Annotated in this window: 21 protein-coding genes, 2 pseudogenes and 1 riboswitch; of the genes and pseudogenes, 15 read left to right on the top strand and 8 right to left on the bottom strand. The window is 63.1% G+C overall.

Features of this window, described 5'->3' with window-relative positions; translation table 11 throughout:
• Positions 1–166: 166 nt before the first annotated feature.
• Together copM and TabM4_RS21270 are read right to left on the bottom strand one after the other, a co-directional pair.
• Positions 167–583 (bottom strand): CopM family metallochaperone, encoded by a 417-nt coding sequence (gene copM, locus TabM4_RS21275; protein WP_028030798.1) that lies wholly within the window; start codon positions 581–583, stop codon positions 167–169.
• 30 nt (positions 584–613) lie between these two features.
• Positions 614–802 (bottom strand): heavy-metal-associated domain-containing protein, encoded by a 189-nt coding sequence (locus TabM4_RS21270; protein WP_028030797.1) that lies wholly within the window; start codon positions 800–802, stop codon positions 614–616.
• Positions 803–970: 168 nt separating this feature from the next.
• Between TabM4_RS21270 and TabM4_RS21265 the strand changes: the two are divergent.
• The 4 genes and pseudogenes from TabM4_RS21265 (at position 971) to TabM4_RS21250 (ending at position 5,143) form a co-directional block, all read left to right on the top strand.
• Positions 971–3,447: pseudogene (locus TabM4_RS21265) on the top strand (heavy metal translocating P-type ATPase).
• 13 nt (positions 3,448–3,460) lie between these two features.
• Positions 3,461–3,922, top strand: a complete 462-nt coding sequence (gene cueR, locus TabM4_RS21260; protein WP_051294570.1) for a Cu(I)-responsive transcriptional regulator — start codon at positions 3,461–3,463, stop codon at positions 3,920–3,922.
• 25 nt (positions 3,923–3,947) lie between these two features.
• Positions 3,948–4,164, top strand: a riboswitch (cobalamin riboswitch).
• Positions 4,165–4,198: 34 nt separating this feature from the next.
• A complete protein-coding gene (locus tag TabM4_RS21255) occupies positions 4,199–4,375 on the top strand; it encodes a CbtB domain-containing protein (RefSeq protein ID WP_084450957.1) in 177 nt (58 codons plus the stop codon).
• Positions 4,376–4,393: 18 nt separating this feature from the next.
• On the top strand, positions 4,394–5,143 hold the full coding sequence (locus TabM4_RS21250) for a CbtA family protein (RefSeq protein ID WP_051294560.1): 750 nt from the start codon (positions 4,394–4,396) through the stop codon (positions 5,141–5,143).
• Between the two features lie 11 nt (positions 5,144–5,154).
• On the opposite strand, the pseudogene TabM4_RS21245 reads toward TabM4_RS21250, so the two are convergent.
• Positions 5,155–5,316 (bottom strand): annotated as a pseudogene (locus tag TabM4_RS21245) (helix-turn-helix domain-containing protein); the annotation flags it as partial.
• Positions 5,317–5,402: 86 nt separating this feature from the next.
• Between TabM4_RS21245 and TabM4_RS21240 the strand changes: the two are divergent.
• Positions 5,403–6,083, top strand: coding sequence for an IS6 family transposase (locus TabM4_RS21240; protein ID WP_434622276.1), 681 nt, complete (start codon positions 5,403–5,405; stop codon positions 6,081–6,083).
• Positions 6,084–6,216: 133 nt separating this feature from the next.
• Here the strand turns inward: TabM4_RS21240 and TabM4_RS21235 are convergent, their stop codons facing one another.
• Genes TabM4_RS21235 through TabM4_RS21225 form a run of 3 tightly spaced genes read right to left on the bottom strand, consistent with a single transcriptional unit; the run spans position 6,217 to position 8,926 of the window.
• Entirely contained in the window at positions 6,217–6,924 is a 708-nt protein-coding gene (locus TabM4_RS21235) for a VIT1/CCC1 transporter family protein (RefSeq protein ID WP_434622274.1), read from the bottom strand.
• Positions 6,921–8,270, bottom strand: coding sequence for an ATP-binding protein (locus TabM4_RS21230; protein ID WP_434622272.1), 1,350 nt, complete (start codon positions 8,268–8,270; stop codon positions 6,921–6,923). The genes TabM4_RS21235 and TabM4_RS21230 overlap by 4 nt, the downstream gene beginning before the upstream one ends.
• On the bottom strand, positions 8,267–8,926 hold the full coding sequence (locus tag TabM4_RS21225; protein ID WP_434622830.1) for a response regulator transcription factor: 660 nt from the start codon (positions 8,924–8,926) through the stop codon (positions 8,267–8,269). The genes TabM4_RS21230 and TabM4_RS21225 overlap by 4 nt, the downstream gene beginning before the upstream one ends.
• A gap of 155 nt (positions 8,927–9,081) precedes the next feature.
• Here TabM4_RS21225 and TabM4_RS21220 point away from each other — a divergent pair, with 155 nt between their 5' ends.
• The 6 genes from TabM4_RS21220 (at position 9,082) to TabM4_RS21195 (ending at position 15,598) form a co-directional block, all read left to right on the top strand.
• Positions 9,082–9,381 (top strand): PepSY domain-containing protein, encoded by a 300-nt coding sequence (locus TabM4_RS21220; protein WP_434622270.1) that lies wholly within the window; start codon positions 9,082–9,084, stop codon positions 9,379–9,381.
• A 30-nt stretch (positions 9,382–9,411) separates the two neighbouring features.
• Positions 9,412–9,774: a hypothetical protein gene (locus tag TabM4_RS21215; protein ID WP_434622268.1), complete on the top strand. Its 363-nt coding sequence runs from the start codon at positions 9,412–9,414 to the stop codon at positions 9,772–9,774.
• Between the two features lie 13 nt (positions 9,775–9,787).
• Positions 9,788–10,258 carry a DUF2271 domain-containing protein gene (locus TabM4_RS21210; RefSeq protein WP_434622266.1) on the top strand — a complete coding sequence of 157 codons (471 nt, stop codon included), beginning with the start codon at positions 9,788–9,790 and terminating at the stop codon, positions 10,256–10,258.
• A 10-nt stretch (positions 10,259–10,268) separates the two neighbouring features.
• Positions 10,269–12,470, top strand: coding sequence for a PepSY domain-containing protein (locus TabM4_RS21205; protein ID WP_434622264.1), 2,202 nt, complete (start codon positions 10,269–10,271; stop codon positions 12,468–12,470).
• Positions 12,471–12,501: 31 nt separating this feature from the next.
• The gene (locus tag TabM4_RS21200) at positions 12,502–13,395 is read left to right on the top strand and encodes an FAD:protein FMN transferase (RefSeq protein WP_434622262.1); all 894 of its coding nucleotides are present in this window, start codon (positions 12,502–12,504) and stop codon (positions 13,393–13,395) included.
• 829 nt (positions 13,396–14,224) lie between these two features.
• On the top strand, positions 14,225–15,598 hold the full coding sequence (locus tag TabM4_RS21195; protein ID WP_434622260.1) for a tyrosine-type recombinase/integrase: 1,374 nt from the start codon (positions 14,225–14,227) through the stop codon (positions 15,596–15,598).
• A 49-nt stretch (positions 15,599–15,647) separates the two neighbouring features.
• Here the strand turns inward: TabM4_RS21195 and TabM4_RS21190 are convergent, their stop codons facing one another.
• Complete coding sequence (locus TabM4_RS21190; RefSeq protein ID WP_434622258.1) at positions 15,648–16,613, bottom strand: sugar-binding transcriptional regulator; 966 nt, start codon at positions 16,611–16,613, stop codon at positions 15,648–15,650.
• A 38-nt stretch (positions 16,614–16,651) separates the two neighbouring features.
• The gene (rpiB, locus tag TabM4_RS21185) at positions 16,652–17,098 is read right to left on the bottom strand and encodes a ribose 5-phosphate isomerase B (protein WP_434622256.1); all 447 of its coding nucleotides are present in this window, start codon (positions 17,096–17,098) and stop codon (positions 16,652–16,654) included.
• 262 nt (positions 17,099–17,360) lie between these two features.
• Here rpiB and TabM4_RS21180 point away from each other — a divergent pair, with 262 nt between their 5' ends.
• From TabM4_RS21180 to TabM4_RS21165, 4 genes are all read left to right on the top strand, one after another.
• Positions 17,361–18,842 carry a sugar ABC transporter ATP-binding protein gene (locus TabM4_RS21180; protein WP_434622254.1) on the top strand — a complete coding sequence of 494 codons (1,482 nt, stop codon included), beginning with the start codon at positions 17,361–17,363 and terminating at the stop codon, positions 18,840–18,842.
• Between the two features lie 21 nt (positions 18,843–18,863).
• Positions 18,864–19,859, top strand: coding sequence for an ABC transporter permease (locus TabM4_RS21175; RefSeq protein WP_434622252.1), 996 nt, complete (start codon positions 18,864–18,866; stop codon positions 19,857–19,859).
• A 79-nt stretch (positions 19,860–19,938) separates the two neighbouring features.
• Positions 19,939–20,925: a substrate-binding domain-containing protein gene (locus TabM4_RS21170; RefSeq protein WP_434622250.1), complete on the top strand. Its 987-nt coding sequence runs from the start codon at positions 19,939–19,941 to the stop codon at positions 20,923–20,925.
• 71 nt (positions 20,926–20,996) lie between these two features.
• A complete protein-coding gene (locus TabM4_RS21165) occupies positions 20,997–21,755 on the top strand; it encodes a GolD/DthD family dehydrogenase (protein ID WP_434622248.1) in 759 nt (252 codons plus the stop codon).
• Positions 21,756–21,794: the final 39 nt, after the last annotated feature.

The raw sequence follows: 21,794 nt of genomic DNA, 5'->3' as shown, positions 1-21,794 counted from the left end.
GGGCCCAGAGCCCGCTGCGATCCCATGTCCATGCTGATGATGCTTGTTCCGGTGTGCATCCGACATAGCTGCGCTCCTTTCACGTTGCCAGGGTGGATCAAGAGCCCCTGCCAGTCGGGCGGCGGGATGGCCGGGAGCAAGCCACCCCGCACGCCACTGAAGAGCCTTACAGGCCGCGTGCGGCGAGCCAGGCCTTCATCTCGGCAATCTCGGCTTCCTGAGCCGCGATCACCTCTTCCGCGAGCTTGCGGATTTCAGGGTCGGTTCCATGTTCCAGCTGGATCTGCGCCATGGCGACTGCGGCTTCGTGGTGCGGGATCATGCCTCGCACAAAGTCGACGTCCGCATCGCCTGTATATGGGACCATCATGTCGGCCATCATCTTATCCATGGCGGCGGCATAGGCCTGTGCGGCCGGATTGTCGGCGAGTTCCGGCGGGATCAGCGACGTGTGGCTCATCATGCCCATGTCTCCCATTCCGCCCATGTTAGAATGGTCCATCCCTTCCATGGTCTGGGCGATGGCAAGGCCGCCAACAACGGCAATGGCTGCTGCGGAGAGCACTACTGTGCGTTTTTTCATTTTCGGATGTCCTGTATTGTTTTGGATGCTTCAGGCAGGGGCGTAGCCAACCTTGGTCAGGGCCGCGACCAGCCGATCACGCGCAACTGCGGACGTGACTTCGACCTTCTGCGTGCTGGGGTCCGCCTTGACGTCGGCGGCCGGATCCACCGACTGGATCGCCCTCGTCACACTGTTGGCGCAACCGCCACAGGTCATGTTCTCGATATGGAACTGCATGAGTGCCTCCTTCAGGGTTTTGCCTCATGCGTCATCAGATAGGGCTTCCCACGGTTGTAAGGTCAAGCCCACAAAGCCGTGATGACGAATCTCAGGTTGCCCCTTGACCTTACCATAATGGGAAGCCGTATCTCATACGGCGGAGGCATCCCTGAAAGGAATTCCGTGATGAACATGCTCGCAAAGCAATCGTCTCGAATTGATACCGATCTTATGACGATCGACGTCGACGGGATGACTTGCGCGTCCTGCGTCGCACATGTCGAACGGGCTTTGAAAGCTGTGCCGGGGTGACGACGGCATCAGTTAACCTTGCCACCGAGCGAGCCGAGGTTACGGGCGTGGCGCTCGATCGCGGTGCGTTGGTGAGGGCCGTCGAAGATGCGGGCTACGATGTGCCAGCAAAGCCCATCGATCTCGCTATCGAAGGCATGACCTGTGCCTCTTGCGTGGCGAGGGTCGAACGGGCGTTGGCATCAGTGCCGGGGGTAGCGTCTGCCACCGTCAATCTGGCTACCGAGCGGGCAACAGTGCGAGGATCGGCCGATGTGGCGGCGCTGACCCGAGCGGTAGCAGACGCGGGATATGACGCCCGCCCCGCAGCCCCAGCTATGGCTGCGCATGATGGCGCGACAGCGAAAAAGGCCGCAGAAGAAGCGTTGCTGAAGCGAGATGTTGTAATCGCTGCCGCCCTTTCGTTACCGGTCTTCGTTCTGGAAATGGGGTCGCACCTGTTCATGTCGGTCCACATGGCCGTAATGAACACGATCGGGATGCAGAACAGTTGGTATTTGCAGTTCGCCCTGACCTCGGCAGTCCTCTTCGGCCCCGGCTTGCGCTTTTTCCGCAAGGGCCTGCCTGCGCTTGCCCGCCTCACCCCCGACATGAACAGCCTGGTCGCCGTCGGCACCTCGGCCGCCTACGGCTATTCGCTGGTCGCCACCTTCGCTCCAGGGCTCCTGCCTGCCGGGACAACATATGTCTACTACGAGGCGGCGGCGGTGATCGTCACGCTGATCCTGCTCGGTCGCTACCTCGAAGCGCGCGCCAAAGGACGCACGTCCGAGGCGATCAAGCGGCTGGTCGGCCTACAGGCCAAGACAGGCCGGGTGATCCGCAGCGGCGGGGTGGTCGAGGTGCCTGTTTCCGAGGTGCGCCCGGGAGATGTCGTCGAGGTCCGTCCCGGTGAGCGGGTGCCAGTCGATGGCGAGGTAATGACTGGCGCAAGCTGGATCGACGAGAGCATGATTTCGGGCGAGCCGCTGCCGGTGGAGAAGACCGCTGGGAATGGGGTAACCGGCGGGACTGTAAACCAGACAGGTGCCTTCACGTTCCGCGCCACCGCGGTGGGCGAGGCGACGATGCTCGCTCAAATCATTCGCATGGTCGAGGCGGCACAGGGCGGCAAGCTGCCGATCCAGGCACTCGTCGACAAGGTCACGATGTGGTTCGTCCCGGTAGTGATGGCGCTTGCAGCACTGACCTTTGCCGTTTGGCTGATCTTCGGCCCCGACCCCGCGTTGACCTTCGGTCTTGTCAATGCCGTAGCCGTGCTGATCATCGCTTGCCCCTGCGCCATGGGCCTCGCCACGCCGACCTCGATCATGGTGGGCACCGGGCGCGGGGCCGAAATGGGGGTGCTGTTCCGCAAGGGCGAGGCGCTCCAGTCTCTTCAGGGAGTGAAGGTCGTGGCACTCGACAAGACCGGCACGCTAACCGAGGGCAGGCCGAGCCTCACCGACCTCGATCTTGCACCAGGTTTCGATCGCGCCGCCGTTCTGTCACTCTTGGCAGCCGTCGAAGCGAAGTCCGAGCACCCGATCGCCCGCGCCATCGTAAAGGCCGCAGAAGACGAAGGTTTGTCCCTGCCCGCCGTCACAGCCTTCGACTCCGTTACCGGCTTCGGCGTCACTGCACAGGCGGGCGGGCAGCGGATCGAGATCGGCGCTGATCGCTACATGGCCCGACTGGGGATTGACGTATCGCCCTTTGGGAATACTGCCGCTCGATTGGGAGACGAAGGCAAGTCGCCGCTCTATGCCGCCATCGACGGCAAACTCGCTGCCATCCTTGCTGTCGCGGACCCGATCAAGGAGACCACGCCAACGGCAATCCGCGCCCTGCACACTATGGGGCTGAAAGTTGCGATGATCACTGGCGACAACGCCCGCACCGCAGGCGCCATCGCCCGCCAACTCGGCATCGACGAGATCGTGGCCGAAGTGCTGCCGGACGGCAAGGTCGCCGCAGTCAAGCGACTGAAGGCGTTGGGACAGCTCGCCTATGTCGGCGACGGCATCAATGATGCCCCGGCCCTGGCCGAGGCTGACGTTGGCCTTGCTGTCGGAACGGGGACCGACGTAGCAATCGAGGCGGCGGACGTCGTGCTCATGACCGGTCGCCTGACGGCGGTATCGGACGCCATCGCGCTGTCCAAGGCCGTGATGCGCAACATCCGGCAGAACCTCTTCTGGGCCTTTGCCTATAACGCTGCCTTGATCCCTGTTGCCGCGGGCGTGCTGTGGCCGAGCTTCGGCGTTCTTCTGTCACCGATCTTCGCTGCCGCCGCGATGGCCTTGTCGTCGGTCTTTGTTCTTGGAAACGCCCTCCGGCTGCGGCGGTTCCAGGCCGCAGTTGTGCATTGAAGGAGGCATGATCATGAACATTGGTGAAGCGGCAAAGGCCTCGGGCGTGTCGGCCAAAATGATCCGCTACTACGAATCTATTCGCCTTATTCCCACCGCAGGGCGGACCGGATCAGGCTACCGCGTCTACTCTCCGACTGAAGTGCAGATGCTGCGGTTCATTCGTCGGTCCCGCGACCTTGGCTTTTCGGTCGAGAAGATCGAAGAGCTTCTGGCACTCTGGCGCGACCGGACCCGTCAAAGCGCGGATGTGAAACGCCTTGCGACGGACCAGATCGACGGCCTCGAACGGAAGGTGCGCGAGATGCAGGCCATGATCGACACACTGCGCCACCTAGCCGACGCATGCTGCGGCGATCACCGGCCCGACTGCCCAATCCTGGCTGACCTCGGGCACGGGGTGGAGCATGGATCTGATTGCACGACACAGCAGAGCGGCAAAGCAGTACCGGTGCAGCATTTTCACTCCCGGTAGTCAGTTGACTTCGCGGGGGTTCGGCGCAAAGCTCTCATTGTTTGGTGTTCAAGGGGCGCAGAGTCCTGGAACTCAATCGGGAATGAGGAAGGGCGGACCCAATTGCGGCGCCCAAGGCCTCAGCCGCCCCCGCGACTGTATGCGGTAGCGGTCCTTCATCGTGCCACTGGGCCAATGCCCGGGAAGGCGAAGGACTGTGTTAATCCGCGAGCCAGGAGACCGGCCAAGCGATGGCGCAACCCTAATCCCGTCGGGTGTGACGGGCGGAGAACCTTCATGTCCACCAGAATCCTGTCCGCCACAGCGGAGCAATCGAAGAGCCAGTTCGGACCAATCCTGACCAGCGCGCTTATTGGCGCAGTGCTGATCTTTGCCGCTGGTTTTGCTTCGCCTGACGCATTGCACGCTGCAACGCATGACACACGTCATGCGACCGGTTTTCCCTGCCACTGACGTTTCTGGATAATCGACATGACAAAGACCTTGCTGTCCGGCGGGGTAATCGCGGGTGCCATCGCGGGCCTCGTGGCTGCCGTTTTTCAGTTCTTTCTCATCCAACCCCTGATCGTCGAGGCTGAACGGTATGAGACGGGCGAACTCGTTCTGATCGGGATCGAGAGCAACAAGCCCGACCCTGCACCTAACCCGCTAGAAACGCCCGGCCATGATGCGCAGGGCGCGGAAAATACGGACAACTTGCTTGTGCGCAATGGCTTGACGGTCCTGACCCTGATCCTCACCTGGGCGGGCTTTGGCCTGCTGGCCGGAGCCGGCCTGACCGCGTTCCGGGCTCTGCCCGGCGGCGGGAGGATCCCGGCCACAGCCCTCGGCCTTATCGGCTTTGCCGTCCTGTCCCTTGCGCCTGCAATCGACCTTCCGCCCGAACTGCCCGGAATGGAGGCAGCGGAACTGGCGGACCGGCAACTCTGGTGGGTTGCGACTGTCGCGATGACGGCTGCCGGCATTTTCTTTGCTGCGGGGTTGCGGTCCTGGCCCGGGCGGCTCGCGGGCCTTGCCCTGATCCTGGCACCCCACCTTTTCGGAGCGCCCTTGCCACCCGTTTCTGCCCCGGCAGTGCCGCCCGACCTTGCGGCGCTCTATGCGGCGCGCGTGCTAAGCGTGAACCTGATCGGTTGGCTGGTGCTGGCCATCGCACTCTTGCGGCTTTTGCCAGAAGCAGGCGCGAAGGCCGATGCTGACGGTTTGACGGAGCCGGGGTGAGAGAAGGCAACCTAGGCTGCGCGTGCACACCACATGCGAAATCTTCCCTGCCCGGTCACTTCTCGGATCAAACCTCGCGCCTGCATCCAGGCCATGTTCCGCTGAACGGCCGCGCGACTGGCGCCGGTGATTGCCTCGGCCATTGGGGCGGAGACAAGGGGCCATTCGGTCAGGGATCTGTCGCAAATTTTGGCAGTTGACGCCGCAGGCCGTGGCGCGGGACCTTTCATCGCGACCTGCTGAGAGAGGAAACTCGCGAATGCTTTCGTTCAAAGGCGCTCATTTCCCGAAGGATGTGATCCTTTTCGCGGTGTTCTTCTATGTTCGCTACACCGTGTCTTACCGAGACCTGGAGGAGATTATGGCTGAGCGCGGCGTGGTGGTCGATCACGCGACCCTCAACCGATGGGTCGGAAAATATTCACCGCTGATTGCCGAGACTGCACGTCGTCGAAAGGCGCCATGTGATCGGTCCTGGCGAATGGACGAGACTTACATCAAGGTCAAAGGTAACTGGGTTTATCTGTATCGGGCCGTGGACAAGTTTGGGAAAACTCTGGATTTCATGCTCTCTGAGCGCCGCAACAAAGGCGCGGCAACGAAGTTCTTCGCGCGTGCGCTCGAGATCAACGGCCTGCCGCGCAAGATTGTCATCGACAAGAGTGGCGCCAACACAGCCGGCCTGAAGGCGATAAACCAACTTTTGAAACGTTTTGGCTGTCCGGTCCCAATTGAGATCACACGGATCAAATACCTGAACAACATTGTTGAGCAGGATCACCGGACGATCAAGAAACGGATCCGACAGACGCTCGGGTTCAAGTCCTTCGCTTCGGCTTCAGCGACCCTCGAAGGGATCGAGGTGGCGAACATGATCCGCAAAGGGCAGCTGACGCCCGGAATCTGTCCGTTCGCCCAATTTGCTGCCTTGGCAGCGTGAACCCGGTGTCGAAACGACTGTTCGGATACTCGCGCGAAAACTTGCGACAGATCCCATCACTGTCACAGCTTGAATGGTCAAACCGTTGTCTTCATCCAGAGCGCTTCAGCGTCATCCTGGCAGGTGGTTCCTCCTAAACAGAAACTCCGAAGATGCGCCCCACCCCCGCCGTGATTGCCATCGCCGCTGCGCCCCAGAACAGGACCCGCGCCGTCGCGCGCAGTTTCGGCGCGCCGCCAGCATGGGCGCCAAGTGCGCCGAGGCCGGCAAGGCTGACCAGTGTCGCTACGACCACGGCGGGGATGATCTGCTGCTCTGGCGCCAGCGCCGCCGCAAGAACCGGCACCGCCGCCGCGACGGTGAAGGTCAGGCCTGAGGCGAAGGCCGCCTGCAGCGGATTGGCCGCATGCACCTCCGACAGGCCCAGCTCATCGCGCACATGCGCGGCGAGGGCGTCCTTTTCGGTCAGTTCACGGGCAACGAGCGCCGCCGTCTGGGGCGAGAGGCCGCGCGATTCGTAGATGGAGGCAAGTTCGCGTTCCTCCGCCGAGGGTGTATCGACAAGCGCCTGTTTTTCGCGGGCGATGTCAGCCCGTTCCACATCGGATTGCGAGCTAACCGAGACATATTCCCCGGCGGCCATCGACATGGCGCCTGCGGCAAGCCCGGCCGCCCCGGCGATCAGGATAGCGGCGCGGCTGGGGTCGGCAGCAGCGACGCCGACGATCAATGAGGAGACGGAGACGATCCCGTCATTGGCGCCAAGGACGGCGGCCCGCAGCCATCCCGCGCGGTCGAGATAGTGCAGTTCCTTATGGGCGGATTCATAGGGGAGCGTCATGATCTCTCTTCCATCTGCTGAAGGTCATGGGTCGGCAGGGCAAGTGCGGCGCGAAAGCCGTCCTGCCTCCCCGGAATGGGGGAATGAAGCTGCAGTCGCGAACCGATGCGCCCTGCAATGGTCTGCACGATGGCAAGGCCGAGGCCGCTGCCTTCGGCGGCGGTGCTCCCCCGGACAAAGCGGCGGTCCAGCCCGGCAAGATCCTCCGCCGCGATGGCCGGGCCATCGTTTTCCACCGAGAGAAGGCCGTTCTCCTGAAGCTGAACGGACACCGCGCCGCCATCGCCGTGGCGCAGGGCGTTCTCGATCAGGTTCCGCGCGAGGATGGCCAGCGCGTCGGGGTCCAGCCGCGATTGCACAGGCGCGTCCGGCAGCCGCAGAAGGACCCGCCCCGCATCGGCCCCGTAGCCGAAATCCCGCACCACGAGCGACAGCACGTCGCGCAGATCCGAGGGCCGATCCACCAACAGGCGCGCCCCTTCGGCACGGGCAAGTTGCATCAGCCGCTCCGACAGACGGGTCAGCCGTTTCAGCGTCGCCTCCACCTCGCCCGCGCGGCGGCGCGTTTCGGCATCCGGGGACTGCTGCGCCAGTCGCTGCACCTGCGCCAATGCGCCTGCAAGCGGTGTTCGCAATTCATGCGCAGCGTTGGAGGCAAAGCCGCGCTCCGCCTGAAAGGCGGTTTCCAGCCGGGCCAGAAGATCATTCACCGTATCTGCCACCGGCCGAAGCTCAGAGGGAAGCCCTTCGGCCTGCAGCGGGGATAGCGCGCCTGCGCCGCGCCGCGCCAATTGATCGCGCAACTGCTCCAGCGGACGCAGGCCAAAGCCAAGACCATAGAAGATCGCCACGACGCTCAGCGGCACCATGACCAGCAGCGGAAGGGCAAGGGCGAAGGCCATTTCCACCCCGACCTCGTGCCGGTGCGACAGTGGTTCGGCGATGGTCAGAACGACGGTGCCGCGCACCGCCGCCTCCTGATAATAGCGGAAGCCCTGATCGCTGTGGAAACCGGACGTGGCAAAGACCGGGAAATCCGAAGGGTCCGCGCGATGCGAGGTCAGCAGAACGCGCCCCGCCGCGTCGCGCACGACATAGGTGAAATGCTCCGCATGGTCGGCAAGGCCGGTGATGCGGCGCGTGACACCTTCTTCCTCGCGGTTCAGGACATCGACCACGGCAAGCTGCAGGATGCGCTGCCCAGTCTCCTGCAGGGCGGAATCGAAAACTTCGTCCAACTCGTCAGACAGAAGTCGCCCGGTGATTACTGCCGTGGCAAGCCAGATCGCCGTCACGATCAGCGACAGCGCGACGGCAGAGCGCAGGCGGATGGAGGCGGCCTTCATGACAGGCCAAGCCTGTAGCCGAGGCCGCGTTCCGTCTGGATCAGGTCCGCCCCCAGCTTCTTGCGCAGGCGGCTGATGTGGACTTCGATCGTGTTGCTTTCGACTTCGGCGTCAAAGGAATAGAGCCGCTCTTCCAGCATGGGCTTCGACAGAAGCTGACCGGGTTTTGCAAGGAAGGCCTCCAGCAGCACCCATTCCCGCGCGGTCAGCGCAATGGGCCGCCCGGCCCTCGTCAGGTTGCGGGCGGCGATGTCGACGGCCATATCGCCAAGCAGGATCTGCGGGTTCGGATTGCCCGCATAGCGCCGCGAGACGGCGCCGATGCGTGCGGAAAGCTCGCTCAGATCGAAGGGTTTCACCAGATAGTCGTCGGCCCCGGCGTTCAGCCCCTCGATCCGGTCCGACACCTGATCCAGCGCGGTCATTATGATGACGGGCGTCCTGTCCCCTTTGGCGCGCAGGGCGCGCAGGAAGGGCAAGCCGCGCCCATCGGGCAGCATCAGGTCGAGCAGGATCAGGTCGAAATGCGCCGTGGCCATCGCATCCCCGGCAGCATCCAGCCTCGCGGCCAAATCGACGGAATGGCCTTCGCTTTCCGCCTGTTCGCGCACCGCGCCGGCAATCACGCGATCATCTTCCACCAGCAGGATGCGCATTGCCGTCGGGTTCCCTTGCATCGGTCCCGCCCTGCCTAATCCGCGAAGCTGACGCGAACCTTAAGCAGAAAAACCTTTCCGTTCAGGCAGGCGTCAGTTTCGCGGCGCAGAAGGACCGCATGGATGTGCCCTGCGGAGTGTCTCGTATGATCCGAATGTCAACAAGCCTTCTCCTCGCTTGCCTCGTGCTGGCGGTTCCGGCCCGCGCCGAAGAAGATTGCAACGTGCCCATGTCGGAATGGCAGCCGCGCGATGCGGTGGCGGCGCTGGCAGAACGCAACGGCTGGCGCGTGGCGCGCATCCGGCTGGATGACGGCTGCTATGAGGTCATCGGCGAGGATGCCCAAGGTCGCCGGATCGAGGTTAAGCTGGACCCGGCCAGCCTGACCATCCTCGCAATGGAATTCGAGGATCACGACGACCACGACGCCGGCGAAGACGGCGACGACGACTGACCCCACAATCCCGAACCACGGAGAGACCCCATGAAACACGGTTTTGCACTTCTTCTTGCCAGCAGCGCGATCTGCCTTGCGGGCGGTGCCTTCGCCGGTGGCGCGCCCGTCACCGCCCATGCCTTCGTCTTCGAAGAGGCGACGAGCGCGCAGGCGGATGCCGCGCGGCCCATCCTCGTCGACGATGACGAAGAGGGCGAGGATGACGACGACGGCGGCTGGTTCTCCTCCGACGATGACGAGGATGACGATGACGATTGCGGCGAGGAGGACGATGACGCGGGCGGCTGCCTGCCCGGCGGTGCCGGCAATCCGGCGCGGGCTGGCACCGTCACGCCGCCCAGGAATGGACTTTTCACCGACGGCACCGCGCCGAAGGTCATCTCGAACTGAACGGAGAGACAGGATGAAACCGCTTCTTGCCGCAATGGCCCTGACCACCGCGCTGATCGCCCCCGGGCTGGCGCTGGCCCGTCCCGTCACGCTGACCACCAACCTGTCCGATTACGGCGGGCGGGGGGCCTATCTGGCCATCTATGTCACCGATCCCGCAGGGGCCTATGCGGGCAGCCTGTGGATGGCGGGGGGCAAGTCGAAATACTACCGCCACCTGTCGGATTGGACCGCCTTCACCGGCGGGGATGTCGCGCAGGTGGACGGGATCACTGGGGCCAGCGTCGGCGCGGGCGGCCAGCTTGAGCTGACGATGGACCTTGCCGATGCGCTGTTCGATGCGGGTTATGTGCTGCACATCGACGCCGCGGTGGAAGACATGCGCGACAGCCCGAACGAGATCGCCGTTCCGCTGACCGCAGCAGGGGCCGGACAGGCCGTGCCGGGCCGCCGCTACGTCGCCGATTTCACCTACGCCTTCTGAGGGCCGAACCATGCTCCGCTCCCTTCACCGCTGGCCGGGTCTGCTGGCCGCCATCCTGTTGCTTGCCCTGTCGATCAGCGGCGCGGCGCTGTCGGTCTTTCCGGCGGTGGAGGGGCTGACGGCACCCGCCTCGGTCGAGGGGCAAAGCGTGGCGGAACTTGCCGCCAAGGTTCAGGTGGCGCATCCGACGGTGGAGCAGATCCGCCGCGGACCCTCGGGGCGGATCACGGCCTATTGGTTCGACGGCAATCAGCCGGGGGCGGCGGTCATCGACCCGGCCACCGGAGGCGATGCCGCCAGCGCGGATGGGTCGGCGCTGCGGGCGTGGTTGACCGATTTCCACCGCGCCCTGCTGATGGAGGATACGGGCAGGTGGACCACCGCCGTCGGTGCGCTGGTGATGCTGGTGCTGGCCGTCTCGGGCATGGCGCTGGTCGCGCGCAGGCAGGGCGGATGGGCGCGCTGGTTCACGCCCATGCGCGGCCCGGCGGCGGGGCGCTGGCATGGCGAGATCGCGCGGATCGCGGTTCTGACGCTGATGCTGTCGTCGCTGACCGGGCTATGGATGACGGCCTCCACCTTCGACCTTCTGCCCTCGGATGAGGCGAACCCGATCCTTCCAGCGCAGGTCAGTGGCGCGACGGGGCTTTCCCCCGCCGACATGCCCGCTTTGGCCGCCATCCCGGTGACGGCGCTGCGCGACCTGACCTTTCCCTATGCGGGCGATGCGACCGATGCCTTTGCCGTGACCACGGCGCAGGGGTCGGGTTTCGTCGATCAGGGCACAGGCGAACTGCTGGTCTGGGAAACGCCCGGGCCTTGGGCGCGGATCGGGGAATGGATCTATCTGCTGCATACGGGCGAGGGCGCGGCGGTCTGGGGGGCGATCCTGGGTCTGCTGACGCTGGCCGCGCCCGTGCTTGCCGTGACGGGGGGGATGATCTGGCTGCGGCGGCGCAGGAATCGGCCCAGCCTGCCGGGCATGGTGCGCGCCGACCGGGCCGAGACGGTGATCCTTGTCGCCAGCGAAGGGGGCAGCACCTGGGGCTTTGCCAAGGCGCTGGGATCGGCGCTGCAGGCGGGCGGCGGGACCGTCCACCTAGCCGCGCTGGCGGACCTCGCCCCCGCCACCTATGCCAAGGCGCGCCGGATCGTGATCATGGCCGCGACCTGGGGCGACGGCGCGCCCCCCGCCGCCGCGCAGGGCGCGCTTGCCCGGATCGCCGCAGCAACGCCGCATCCTGACGCCCATCTTGCCATCCTCGGCTTCGGCGACCGCAGCTTCCCCGCCTTCTGCGCCTTTGCCGAGGCCATCGAGACAACGGCAACCGCCGCCGGCTGGCAGATGCTGCTGCCGCTAGACCGGATCGACCGCCAATCTGCGCAGGGCTTCGCCCGCTGGTCGCGCGCTTTCGGCGCGGCAATCGGGCAGCCGCTCGACATCCTGCACCAGCCGGAACCGCCGCGCGGCCTGCCGCTGACCCTGACCGCGCGCAAGGATCATGGCGAGGCCGTGCAGGCCCCGACCGCCATCCTGCGCTTTGCCCTGCCGCGCGGGTCGATCCTCGACCGCGTGACGGGACGGCTGAATTTCCGCCCCGGCGATCTGTTGGGCATCCTGCCGGAAGGCAGCAGCGTGCCGCGCTACTACTCGCTGGCCTCTGGCCATTGGGACGGCTTTGCCGAGATTGTGGTGCGAAAGCATCCCGGTGGGCTGTGTTCTGGGCAGCTGATCGAACTGCAGCCGGGTGACGTGGTCCGGGGCTTCATCCGGCGCAATCCCGGCTTTCAGCCGGATCGCGGCGAGGCCCCGCTGATCCTTGTCGGGGCGGGGACGGGCATTGGGCCGCTGGCCGGGTTCATCCGCGCGAATGATCGCGGACGGCCGATCCACCTGTGGTTCGGCGCGCGCCACCCGGATGCCGATTTCCTATACGCCGACGCGCTGGACCGATGGGCGGCCGAGGGGCGCGTCACCACCGTCGCCACCGCCTTTTCCCGCACCGCCGCCCGCCAGCATGTGCAAGACCGCCTGCGCGCCGATGCCGACTGCCTCCGCGACCTCGTGTCGAAAGGGGCAGGCGTCATGGTCTGCGGGGGGCGCGACATGGCGCAAGGGGTGCGCGAGGCGCTTGTGGAAATCTTGGCCCCGCTGGGTCAGTCACCCAACAGCCTGAAGGCCGGGGGACGCTATGCCGAAGACAGCTACTGATGGTTCCTTGCAAGTCTTTTCCGGGCGCACGATGGGCACCGAATGGCGCATCCTCGCGGATTCTATGCTCTCCGCCGCCGACAGTGACGCGTTGCAGGCCGATTTTCAGGCCGCGGTGGACGAGGTCGACAGCCAGATGTCCACTTGGTCCCCCGACAGCGCGCTCATGCGCTTCAACGCGGCCCCGGTCGGCCCGTGGCTTCCCTTGCCCGCGGCCCTTCTGACGGTGCTGGAAGCAGGGCTGGCCGTCAGCCAGGCCAGCGAAGGAGCCTTCGAGATGAATGTCGGCGACGCGGTCCGCGCCTGGGGGTTCGGCCCTGCACCGATCGACCTGTCCGCGATACAGGCCGCTCGCGCCGCCAGGCGCATCCGCGCGGCGCAGGCGCTGGAACTTGATCCTGCGGCGGGGATGGCGCGCAAGACCGCGCCGCTTGCGCTTGATCTATCAGGCATTGCAAAGGGTTATGGCGTCGACCGACTGGCAGAGGTGGCGCAGGCGCATGGCGTGGCCCATGCGCTCTGCTCCATCGACGGCGAGTTGCGAGCCATCGGCACGCGGGCTGACGGGCAGGCGTGGCAGGTCGGTATCGACGCGCCCGACGGCGCGGTGCGGGGGGCGCATTCCCGTCTGACCCTTGCTGATTTGGCGGTCGCCACCTCGGGCGACTATCGCCATTTCGTCACCGTGAAAGGGCAGCGCCTTGCCCATACGATGCACCCTGAAGCCGGCGCGCCCCTGACCAGCTCCCCGGCTTCGGTCACGGTGCTGGGCCGGTCCTGCATGCTGGCCGATGCGATGGCGACGGCGCTGATGGTGCGTGGCGTGGACCGCGGGCTGGAGATTGCGCGGGACGTCGGGATGAGCGTCCTGTTCATCGAACGCAGCGGCAGGGTATCCGGGACTGGTCTGTTCGACACGGCATAAAGACGGAAGTCGCATCGTCAGTTTGGGAATCAACTTTGAGCCTAAGGTCGTGCCAAAGTCGTAGCGAGGTTAGGCTTGAGATTGGTGGTGATATCTTTCCTCTTGAGCAGTTGCGCTGAACGACGGATTTTCGTGTCTCTGATGATGTCACCGCTCCCCTCTGTGGATCTTCGCAGACCTACCTTGGCACATTGATGCCGTCGGGGGTCGGTGACATCATCAGAGCCGGAAGGATCCGGCATGATATCCGCTGGATGAAGAGTATGCGTGCAGGGACCGCGCCGCCCGAGCACCTGCGTCGGACTCTGCCGATAACGATGCCGGAAAAGAACGGGCCATGTGGGGTTCGAATTTTTCGCGGTGTCTGTCGACCCTAGACTTGCTGAAAAGAGCTTGTGGCAGGAGGAAGAGCGCTTCCTATTCGATTGGTAAGGCGGCATGCGGACTTGGCGGATTGGAACCGCCAAGTGAGTTGCCAACAAGACAAGACACACCTGGAAGGTGCAACGCAAAGGTGTCAGCTTTTCTTCGCCGATAAAATATAACCAGAGCCGGAATCGAACCAGCGACACGCGGATTTTCAAGCGGGGCAGAAGACCTGACCCATCTAGGGAAAGCCGCGCAGAAAACTGGCATCAAGCCATTGTAAAAGATGATTAAAATTCACATCAGGGCAACTCGCCACAGTCGCCGACCGGCTCCGAATCAACGGCCGGGCCACCGCGATTTCAAGTCCTAAGCAAGTCCAGGCAGAGTGCTCTCCGTGGCCTTCAAGGCCACTCGACATGGCCTGATCGCGTCTTCTCCTGCCCCAACCGAAGGGCAGAAGATGAAGAAGGAACTGACCGAGAAACTCGTCGCCGGTACCACCTGCAAGGGGCCGCGCCTCATGATCCGCGACACGAAGGTGACGGACTTCGCGGTCCGCATCGGAAAGCGGACCAAGACATTCGTGGTGGCCTGTCGCGACCGCGAAGGAAAGATGCGGACGGTCGCCATCGGGCTTTACCCGGACATCTCCGTCAAGGAAGCGCGCGACGCTGCCGCCCGTATCCGATCCGAGCTCAGAGGGGGCGGCAAGACCCCTGTATCCATCGCGATCGAAGAAGCACCAAAGATCGACCCCACCACGCTGCAAGAACTCCTGATTGAAGCCGAAGCCAAATTCAGCCGCACCCTGAAATCCTGGCGATTGATCAGCGAGACGAACCGGAGATCTTCCGCACGGCGTTCCATCGAGTCCGTCTTCAAGCCCGTTCTCGACAAACCGGTCGAAAGCCTGACCGCCCACGACCTTGCCGAAGTCGTGGCCAACTACCGCCCCCAGGGACGCCAGACTGGGCAGACGGGGTCGGGCCATGTGTCCGGCACGATGTCCTATCTTGCCACCGTCCTGAACTGGGCGGCCCACCGCAAACGGTTCCGCCCCATCGGCGCTGGCCGCCAGCCGAAACTCAACGCGCCTGACATCCGCGAGGTCTTCGACCCGAAGCTGGATGATCCGACCATCACCGGCCTTCGGACACGGGTGCTCACGATCCCCGAATTCACCGCAATCTACCCTCTGCTCACCTATCCGCGCCCCGCGTCGCTCGAAAGGACACAGGTGCCGCCAGAGGAAGACTACGCCTATGTGGCACTCCGCTTCGTCCTGCTGACAGCGGCACGCCTGTCCGAGGTCACGACGATGAAGTGGGGCGATGTGGACTGGCTCAATGGTGTCTGGATGAAGCCGGATACGAAAGGGTTCGGCACGGCCCCACGGAAGCAGTCCCTTCCCCTGTCGGACAAAGCGCTGGACCTTCTCGCAAGCCTGCCGCGCGCAATGAAGGCTTTGCCGTCCGAACTCGTCTTCCCGAACGCAAACGGAGGACTGCAAATGAACTGGGACCGCGCGGGAAAGGTCATCCAGGCCGCCACCGGAACCTCGGGATGGACGCGCCACGACCTGCGCCGGACCGCGGCAACCGTCATGCTCCAGGCGGGCATTCCGGTGCATATCATCGAGACGATCCTGAACCACGCCTCCCCGATCAAGTCGGCGGGCGGGGGCGGAGCGTCAGAACATTATATGGTCGTAGCGCGGATGTGGACCAACGAAGTGGATCCAGTGAAAGACGCCCTCGACCGGCTCGCCGCGACCTATGACCGTCTCATCGCGATGATGGAGGCCCGGATGAAGGACCGCGCGCGTCTGCCATGACAGCGCAAGCTCATCCGTCGGCCCAATGCACGCGAAGCCCGCGTGTCAATCACTTGTCCTTCTTGGCAAGTTCAAGCACGGACAGACAATTCGAAAGCGTCGTTGCAAGGATATTGATCGAGCCTGTGCGCAAAGCCCCCAGCATTGCGGTCACCTTGCTGGGCTCGGATGCCAAAGCGATGGTCGTGCTGATGAGGCGCAGATCATCGCGGCTCAGGCCGATAACCCGACCGCCGATTTCGGCATTGCATGGAGCGCCAGCGCGATCAAAGAAATCGTAGCCCATCAGGTCTCCGACCACGCCCGAAGCCTGTGCCCGCTTGAATTCGTCTTCCGTGAACCAGCCCATTCTCGCCATGTGGCTGTCAGGCCCAAGATCCCCGATCCCGATCAATGCGAAATCCGCGCTTCGGGCAAGGTTCATTGTACGCCGGATCGTCTCGTGCTGCATCAGGGCTTCACGAAGATCGGCGTCCGGAACAAAGGCTGGCGAGTAAAGCGTGGTTGCCGTGCCACCGTATCGACGCGCGAGGGCACGGCAGATATGGTCCGCGTTACCCTCCTCGCCAGCTTCCGATGCGCCGCCGCTGCCGCAGACGAAATTGATCGATTGGAAGGTGCGATTCGTTTGCACCGCTGCAACCGCGGCCACATTCCGGCCCATACCGACAGCGACGACAGAGTTCTCCTTGAGGTTGGACTCAAGGTATGTGCTGACCAGCATCGCCACATTCGAACGACGAAGTTCGGCCGACTGAGCATCGGGCGCGACCAGCAAGTTCTTCAACCCGAAACGGTCACAGAATTCCTGTTCGATTTCCCGGGTTTGCGATGAGTGAAACCTGACCCGTATTTCGACGAGACCCCGGTCCTGAGCCTCGCGCAGCAGCCGGTTCACCTTCATGCGGTTCACGCCCAAGGCACGACCGATGGTATCCTGAGTCTCGTGCTCGATGAAGTAGCGCCGCGCGATTTCAGCCAGCAGCCCAACGCTCTCAGACTCGTCGCTCGCCACTGACGTTCCTCTCCCTAAGCCCGCAAGCGTGCCTTACCTCAGCCACCCTTGGATTCAAAGCTCGCTATTCTCTCCACCTTCGCGGTCGAGCGTCCTTGCTCGAAGGATGAGCGGTACCACGCTTCGACAATCGACTTCGCCAGCTCTGGCCCGACGACACGCGCGCCGATGCAGAGAACCTGGGCGTCGTTGCTCTTCTGAGCGCGTTCGGCTGAATATGTGTCGTGCGCCTGTGCCGCGCGAATACCCTTTACCTTGTTCGCACTGATGCACATCCCGATGCCCGTTCCGCAGATGAGCACTGCGCGGTCATGCTTCCCATCCGCTACGGCCTCGGCAACTGCGAAGGCAATATCGGGGTAAAGGGCGGTCTCGTTCTCCTGGACACCATAGTCAGAGACACTCGCGCCAAGCTGCGCAAGCTGAGCCTTGAGCTTTTCCTTCAGGTCATAGCCCGCTTCATCACAGCCGATCGCGACACGCACGGTTGGGTCCTCCCGCAGAAACTTGTCTTATCATTTGATACGGTGATGTTCATATGTCAACGTCAGCGGGCGGAGTGTCAGCAAGATTTTTTAGAAACCCGCTTCTGTCCGCGTCAGAAAGCGAGCAATTCTGCACCGCAGCGACACGAACTTTCCAATTTGCGCCCTTGACTGGCGTATCAGGAGGCACATAGTCTGTTCAAATGATCAGATCGGGTATGAGGAGATGCCACGGTACTGATCAAATGAACGGGAGGTACTGGTGACCGCGCTGCTGGAGATTGAAGGGTTGGCCAAGGCATTTGGGGGCGTTGCCGCCCTCAAGGATGGTCGCTTCACGCTCCAGCCGGGATCCGTACACGCGCTCTGCGGGGGGAATGGCGCAGGCAAATCAACTTTCCTCACCATCGTCATGGGCATCCAGAAACGTGATGCGGGGATTGTCCGGCTCCTTGGACGCGAAGTGGATTTCGACAGCCCATCGGAAGCATTGAATGCCGGAATCTCGATCATCGAGCAGGAGCTTTCTCCTGTTCCTGCCATGACGGTCGCAGAAAACATCTTTCTTGGCCGCGAGCCGACACGATCCTTCGGTCGGATCGACTTTCCCAAAATGAACGTGATGGCCGCCGACCTTCTTGCCCGGCTTGGGTTCGCCATCGAACCGACGGCTCTGATGATGGACCTGACCGTATCTCAGACACAGCTTGTCGAGATCGCCAAAGCCCTCAGCTACGAGTCCAAAGTCATCATCATGGATGAGCCGACGTCGGCTCTTGGCGAGCATGAAGCTGACCAACTCTTTGAAGCCATCCAGCGCCTGAAATCAGAAGGCAAAGGGATCATCTACGTGTCCCATCGCCTCTCAGAGATATTCCGCATAGCCGACAGCTACACCGTGTTCCGTGACGGGTCGCACGTCGGCTCGGGACGCCTCGAAGACATCACCCGCGAGGACCTGATCCGGATGATTGTCGGGCGTTCTCTGAACGAAGAATACGTCAAGGAAAACGTGCCGACCGATCAGATGGCACTGCAGGTTGCGGGTCTGTCCCGGAAAGCATCGGTGCGGGACGTGTCTTTCTCGCTTCGCAAGGGCGAGATACTGGCCTTCTACGGCCTGATGGGATCGGGGCGCACGGAAATCCTCGAAAGCCTGTTTGGGCTGGCCAATGATGTAACCTCTGGGACCATTTCGATCGGATCGAAATCCGTAAAGCTGCGCAGTCCATCCGACGCCATCGCCCACGGTTTGGCACTGGTCACCGAAGATCGCAAAGGCAGCGGTCTGGTTCTCGGACAATCCGTTCGGGACAATCTGTGCTTGGCCGATCTCGCATCCTTCGGCTTCGGGCCTGTGATGAGCCGCCGCAAGGAAAGCACGGCGGCGGCACAGATGATCGAAATGTTCTCGATCAAGACCGCATCAGATGAATTACCCGTTTCGGGCCTCTCCGGCGGCAATCAGCAGAAAGTGGTGCTGGGGAAATGGTTCCTCACCAAGCCGTCGATCTTGCTCCTCGATGAGCCGACGCGCGGAGTGGACGTAGGCGCAAAGCGCGAAATTTACCGCATCACCTCTGACTTCGCCCGTGAAGGCGGGTCGGTTTTGATGGTGTCCTCTGAAATCGAAGAAGTCCTCGGCATGGCCGACCGAATTCTCGTCGTTCGGAATGGCCGGATCGTAGGCGAACTCAACGGTCACGAAGCGACGGCTGAACAGCTCGTCCATCTGGCCGCATGACGGATTGAAAGGCAGACTGAAATGACCGCCACACAAGCAGCCAAGGCAAGGAAGCAACTGAGCGCCGCAGACATCATGCAGCGCTATGGTATCCTGCTCGCCTTTATCGCGGTCTGCCTCGTTCTCGCGATCGTCAACGAGAACTTCCTCTCCTCCCGCAACATCCTAAACGTGCTTCGCCAGACGGCCATCAACGGCATCCTTGCGATTGGCATGACCTTCGTCATTCTCGCACGCGGGATCGACCTTTCCGTCGGCTCCGTCGTCGCGCTGGCAGGGATCGTGGCCGCATCCTTGGCGACGACATCTTCCACAGCCATGGTGGCAGGCGGCCCCTACCCTGCCCTGCTGGCTATTGCCGTCGGGCTCGGCGTCGGCGCTCTGTGCGGCTTCGTGTCCGGGATCGTCGTCGCCCGCTTCAACGTGCCTTCGTTCGTTGCAACCCTCGGCATGCTGTCTGCTGCCCGTGGCCTGACGCTGCTCTATGCCGACGGCAAGCCTGTGCCTGCACTGACACCCGAATTCCGCTTCATCGGTGCCGGGAACATCGGAGGCATTCCGGTCCCGGTCATCATCTTCGGGCTGGTCTTCGTGATCGCCTGGTGGGTGCTGAACCACTCGCGCTTCGGACGCCATGTCTACGCCGCTGGTGGCAACCCTCACGCTGCCATCGTGTCCGGCATTTCCGTCAGCCGCATCCGCATGTGGGTGTTCGTAATCTCCGGCGTTCTGGCCGGCCTTGCAGGAATGGTGCTGGCAGCCCGTACGGGGTCGGCCCTGACGCAGGCAGGGATCGCGTACGAACTTGATGCAATTGCCGCGGTGGTCATCGGCGGGACGAGCCTTGCAGGCGGCGTGGGCAGGATCACCGGTACCCTGATCGGCGCGCTGCTCATCGGTGTGATGAACAACGGCCTCGATCTGATGGGGGTCGAGTCCTACTACCAGCAGGTCATCAAAGGAATTCTGATCGTGGCAGCAGTCATGCTCGATCAGTCACGGAACAAGCGGGAATAGCCGCTTGCTGGGCGGCTGCGAGCCGCCCTCCCCGAGACGACTCCAAACTTTCAGCGCAACCAATGGGAGGAAACGCGCAATGAAAAAGTCCTTGCTTTGCCTGACGACGGCCATGGCCCTTGTGGCAGGTGCGGCCCACGCGCAGGACAAGCCGAAAATCGGCGCTGCCGTCTATGGCCTGAACGCCGAATTCATGCAGATCTGGTCGGCAGCTCTCGAAGAGCATCCCGCTGTTACGGGCGGCATGGTTGACCTGACCATCTTCGACGGCCGCTACGACGCTCTGGTCCAGCAAGAGCAGTTCGAAACGATGATCACCGAAGAATATGACGCGATCATCTTCGTTCCGATCGACATCGAAGCTGGCGCTGCTGCCGTCGAAGCTGCTGCAGCCGCTGGCATCCCGGTGATCGGCTCCAACACCCGCGTGAACAGCGACAAGCTGGCCGCTTACGTTGGCTCCGACGACGTGCAGTCGGGCTACATGGAAGCCAAGTACATCCTCGACAAGATCGGCTGCAAAGGCAACGTCGTGATCCTCGAAGGTCCGATTGGCCAGTCGGCCCAGATCCAGCGTCTCGAAGGCAACCAGAAGGCTCTGGCGGAATGCCCCGACGTCAAGGTTCTGGAGCAGCAGACCGCCAACTGGAGCCGCGCTGAGGCGCAGACCCTGATGGAAAACTGGCTCACGACCCACGGCGACTCCATTGACGGCGTGATCGGTCAGAACGACGAAATGGCGCTCGGCGCGATCGAAGCGATCAAGGGCGCTGGCATGAACGTCAGCGACTTCGCCATCGCCGGCATCGACGGCATCACCGATGCGCTGAACGCTGTCAAAGCGGGCGACATGGCTTCGATCCTGCAGGATGCCCGAGCTCAGGCACAGGGCGCTCTTGACCTCGCGATCCACAAGGCGATGGACGGCAACTACGAGCCGATGTCGGACATCTGGGCAACCTACACCGACATGCCGTGGAACGGCGGTGCTGACGCCCAGTACAACGTGCCGTGGACCCCGGTTTCGGCAGAGAACGTCGACGCTCTGCTTGCTCAGCGCCAGTAAGCACTAAAACCAACATCTCGTGCCGGATCCGCTACTCGCGGGTCCGGCCTTCGATGCAAAAGGAAACGGGAATGGCACCTGCCGTGGATTTCAATTTCGGACTGGATGGCAAAGTCGCCCTCGTCACCGGAGCAGCCTCGGGAATCGGCGCGGCGATCGCCGACGCTTTTGCGAGCAAGGGTGCCAAGGTCGCCGTCGTTGACCTGAACAAGGAGGCAGCGGAAAAGAAGGCTGCGGGCTTGTCGAATGCGGCGGCCTTCTCTGCAAACGTCGCAGACCAGAGTTCCGTCTCCAAAGCCGTCTGGGATGTCGTCGCGCAGTTCGGCCGTATCGACATTCTCGTCAATTCCGCCGGTATCGTGGACCTCGCGCCCGCCGAAAACATCTCCCTCAATGCTTGGCAGCGCACGCTGGATATCAACCTGACCGGAAGCTTCCTGATGGCGCAGGAAGTCGGTCGCCACATGATCGCCCAGAAACACGGCAAGATCATCAATCTGGCCTCGCAGGCAGGATCGGTCGCCATCGATGGCCACGTTGCATACTGCGCCTCGAAATTTGCCGTCATCGGCATGACCAAGACACTGGCGCTCGAATGGGGCCGTCACGGTATCACGGTGAATTCCATCTCCCCGACGGTCGTCCTGACGGATCTGGGTCGGAAAGCCTGGGAAGGCCCCAAGGGCGAAGCGATGAAGGCCCTCATCCCCTCAGGGCGCTTTGCCGAACCGCAAGAGATTGCTGCGGCTGCCGTTTTCCTCGCGTCCAACGGGGCTGACATGATCAATGGTGCCGATCTGCTCGTGGATGGCGGCTACACCGTGAAATGATCGCTGCGCCTCGGGCAGCAACAGACGTCAAAGACACAG

This window comes from Tabrizicola sp. M-4 (assembly GCF_051132405.1).
Classification (GTDB): domain Bacteria; phylum Pseudomonadota; class Alphaproteobacteria; order Rhodobacterales; family Rhodobacteraceae; genus Paragemmobacter.
Note: the sequence above shows the minus strand (reverse complement) of the source record. Positions and strands in the feature narration are given on the sequence as shown.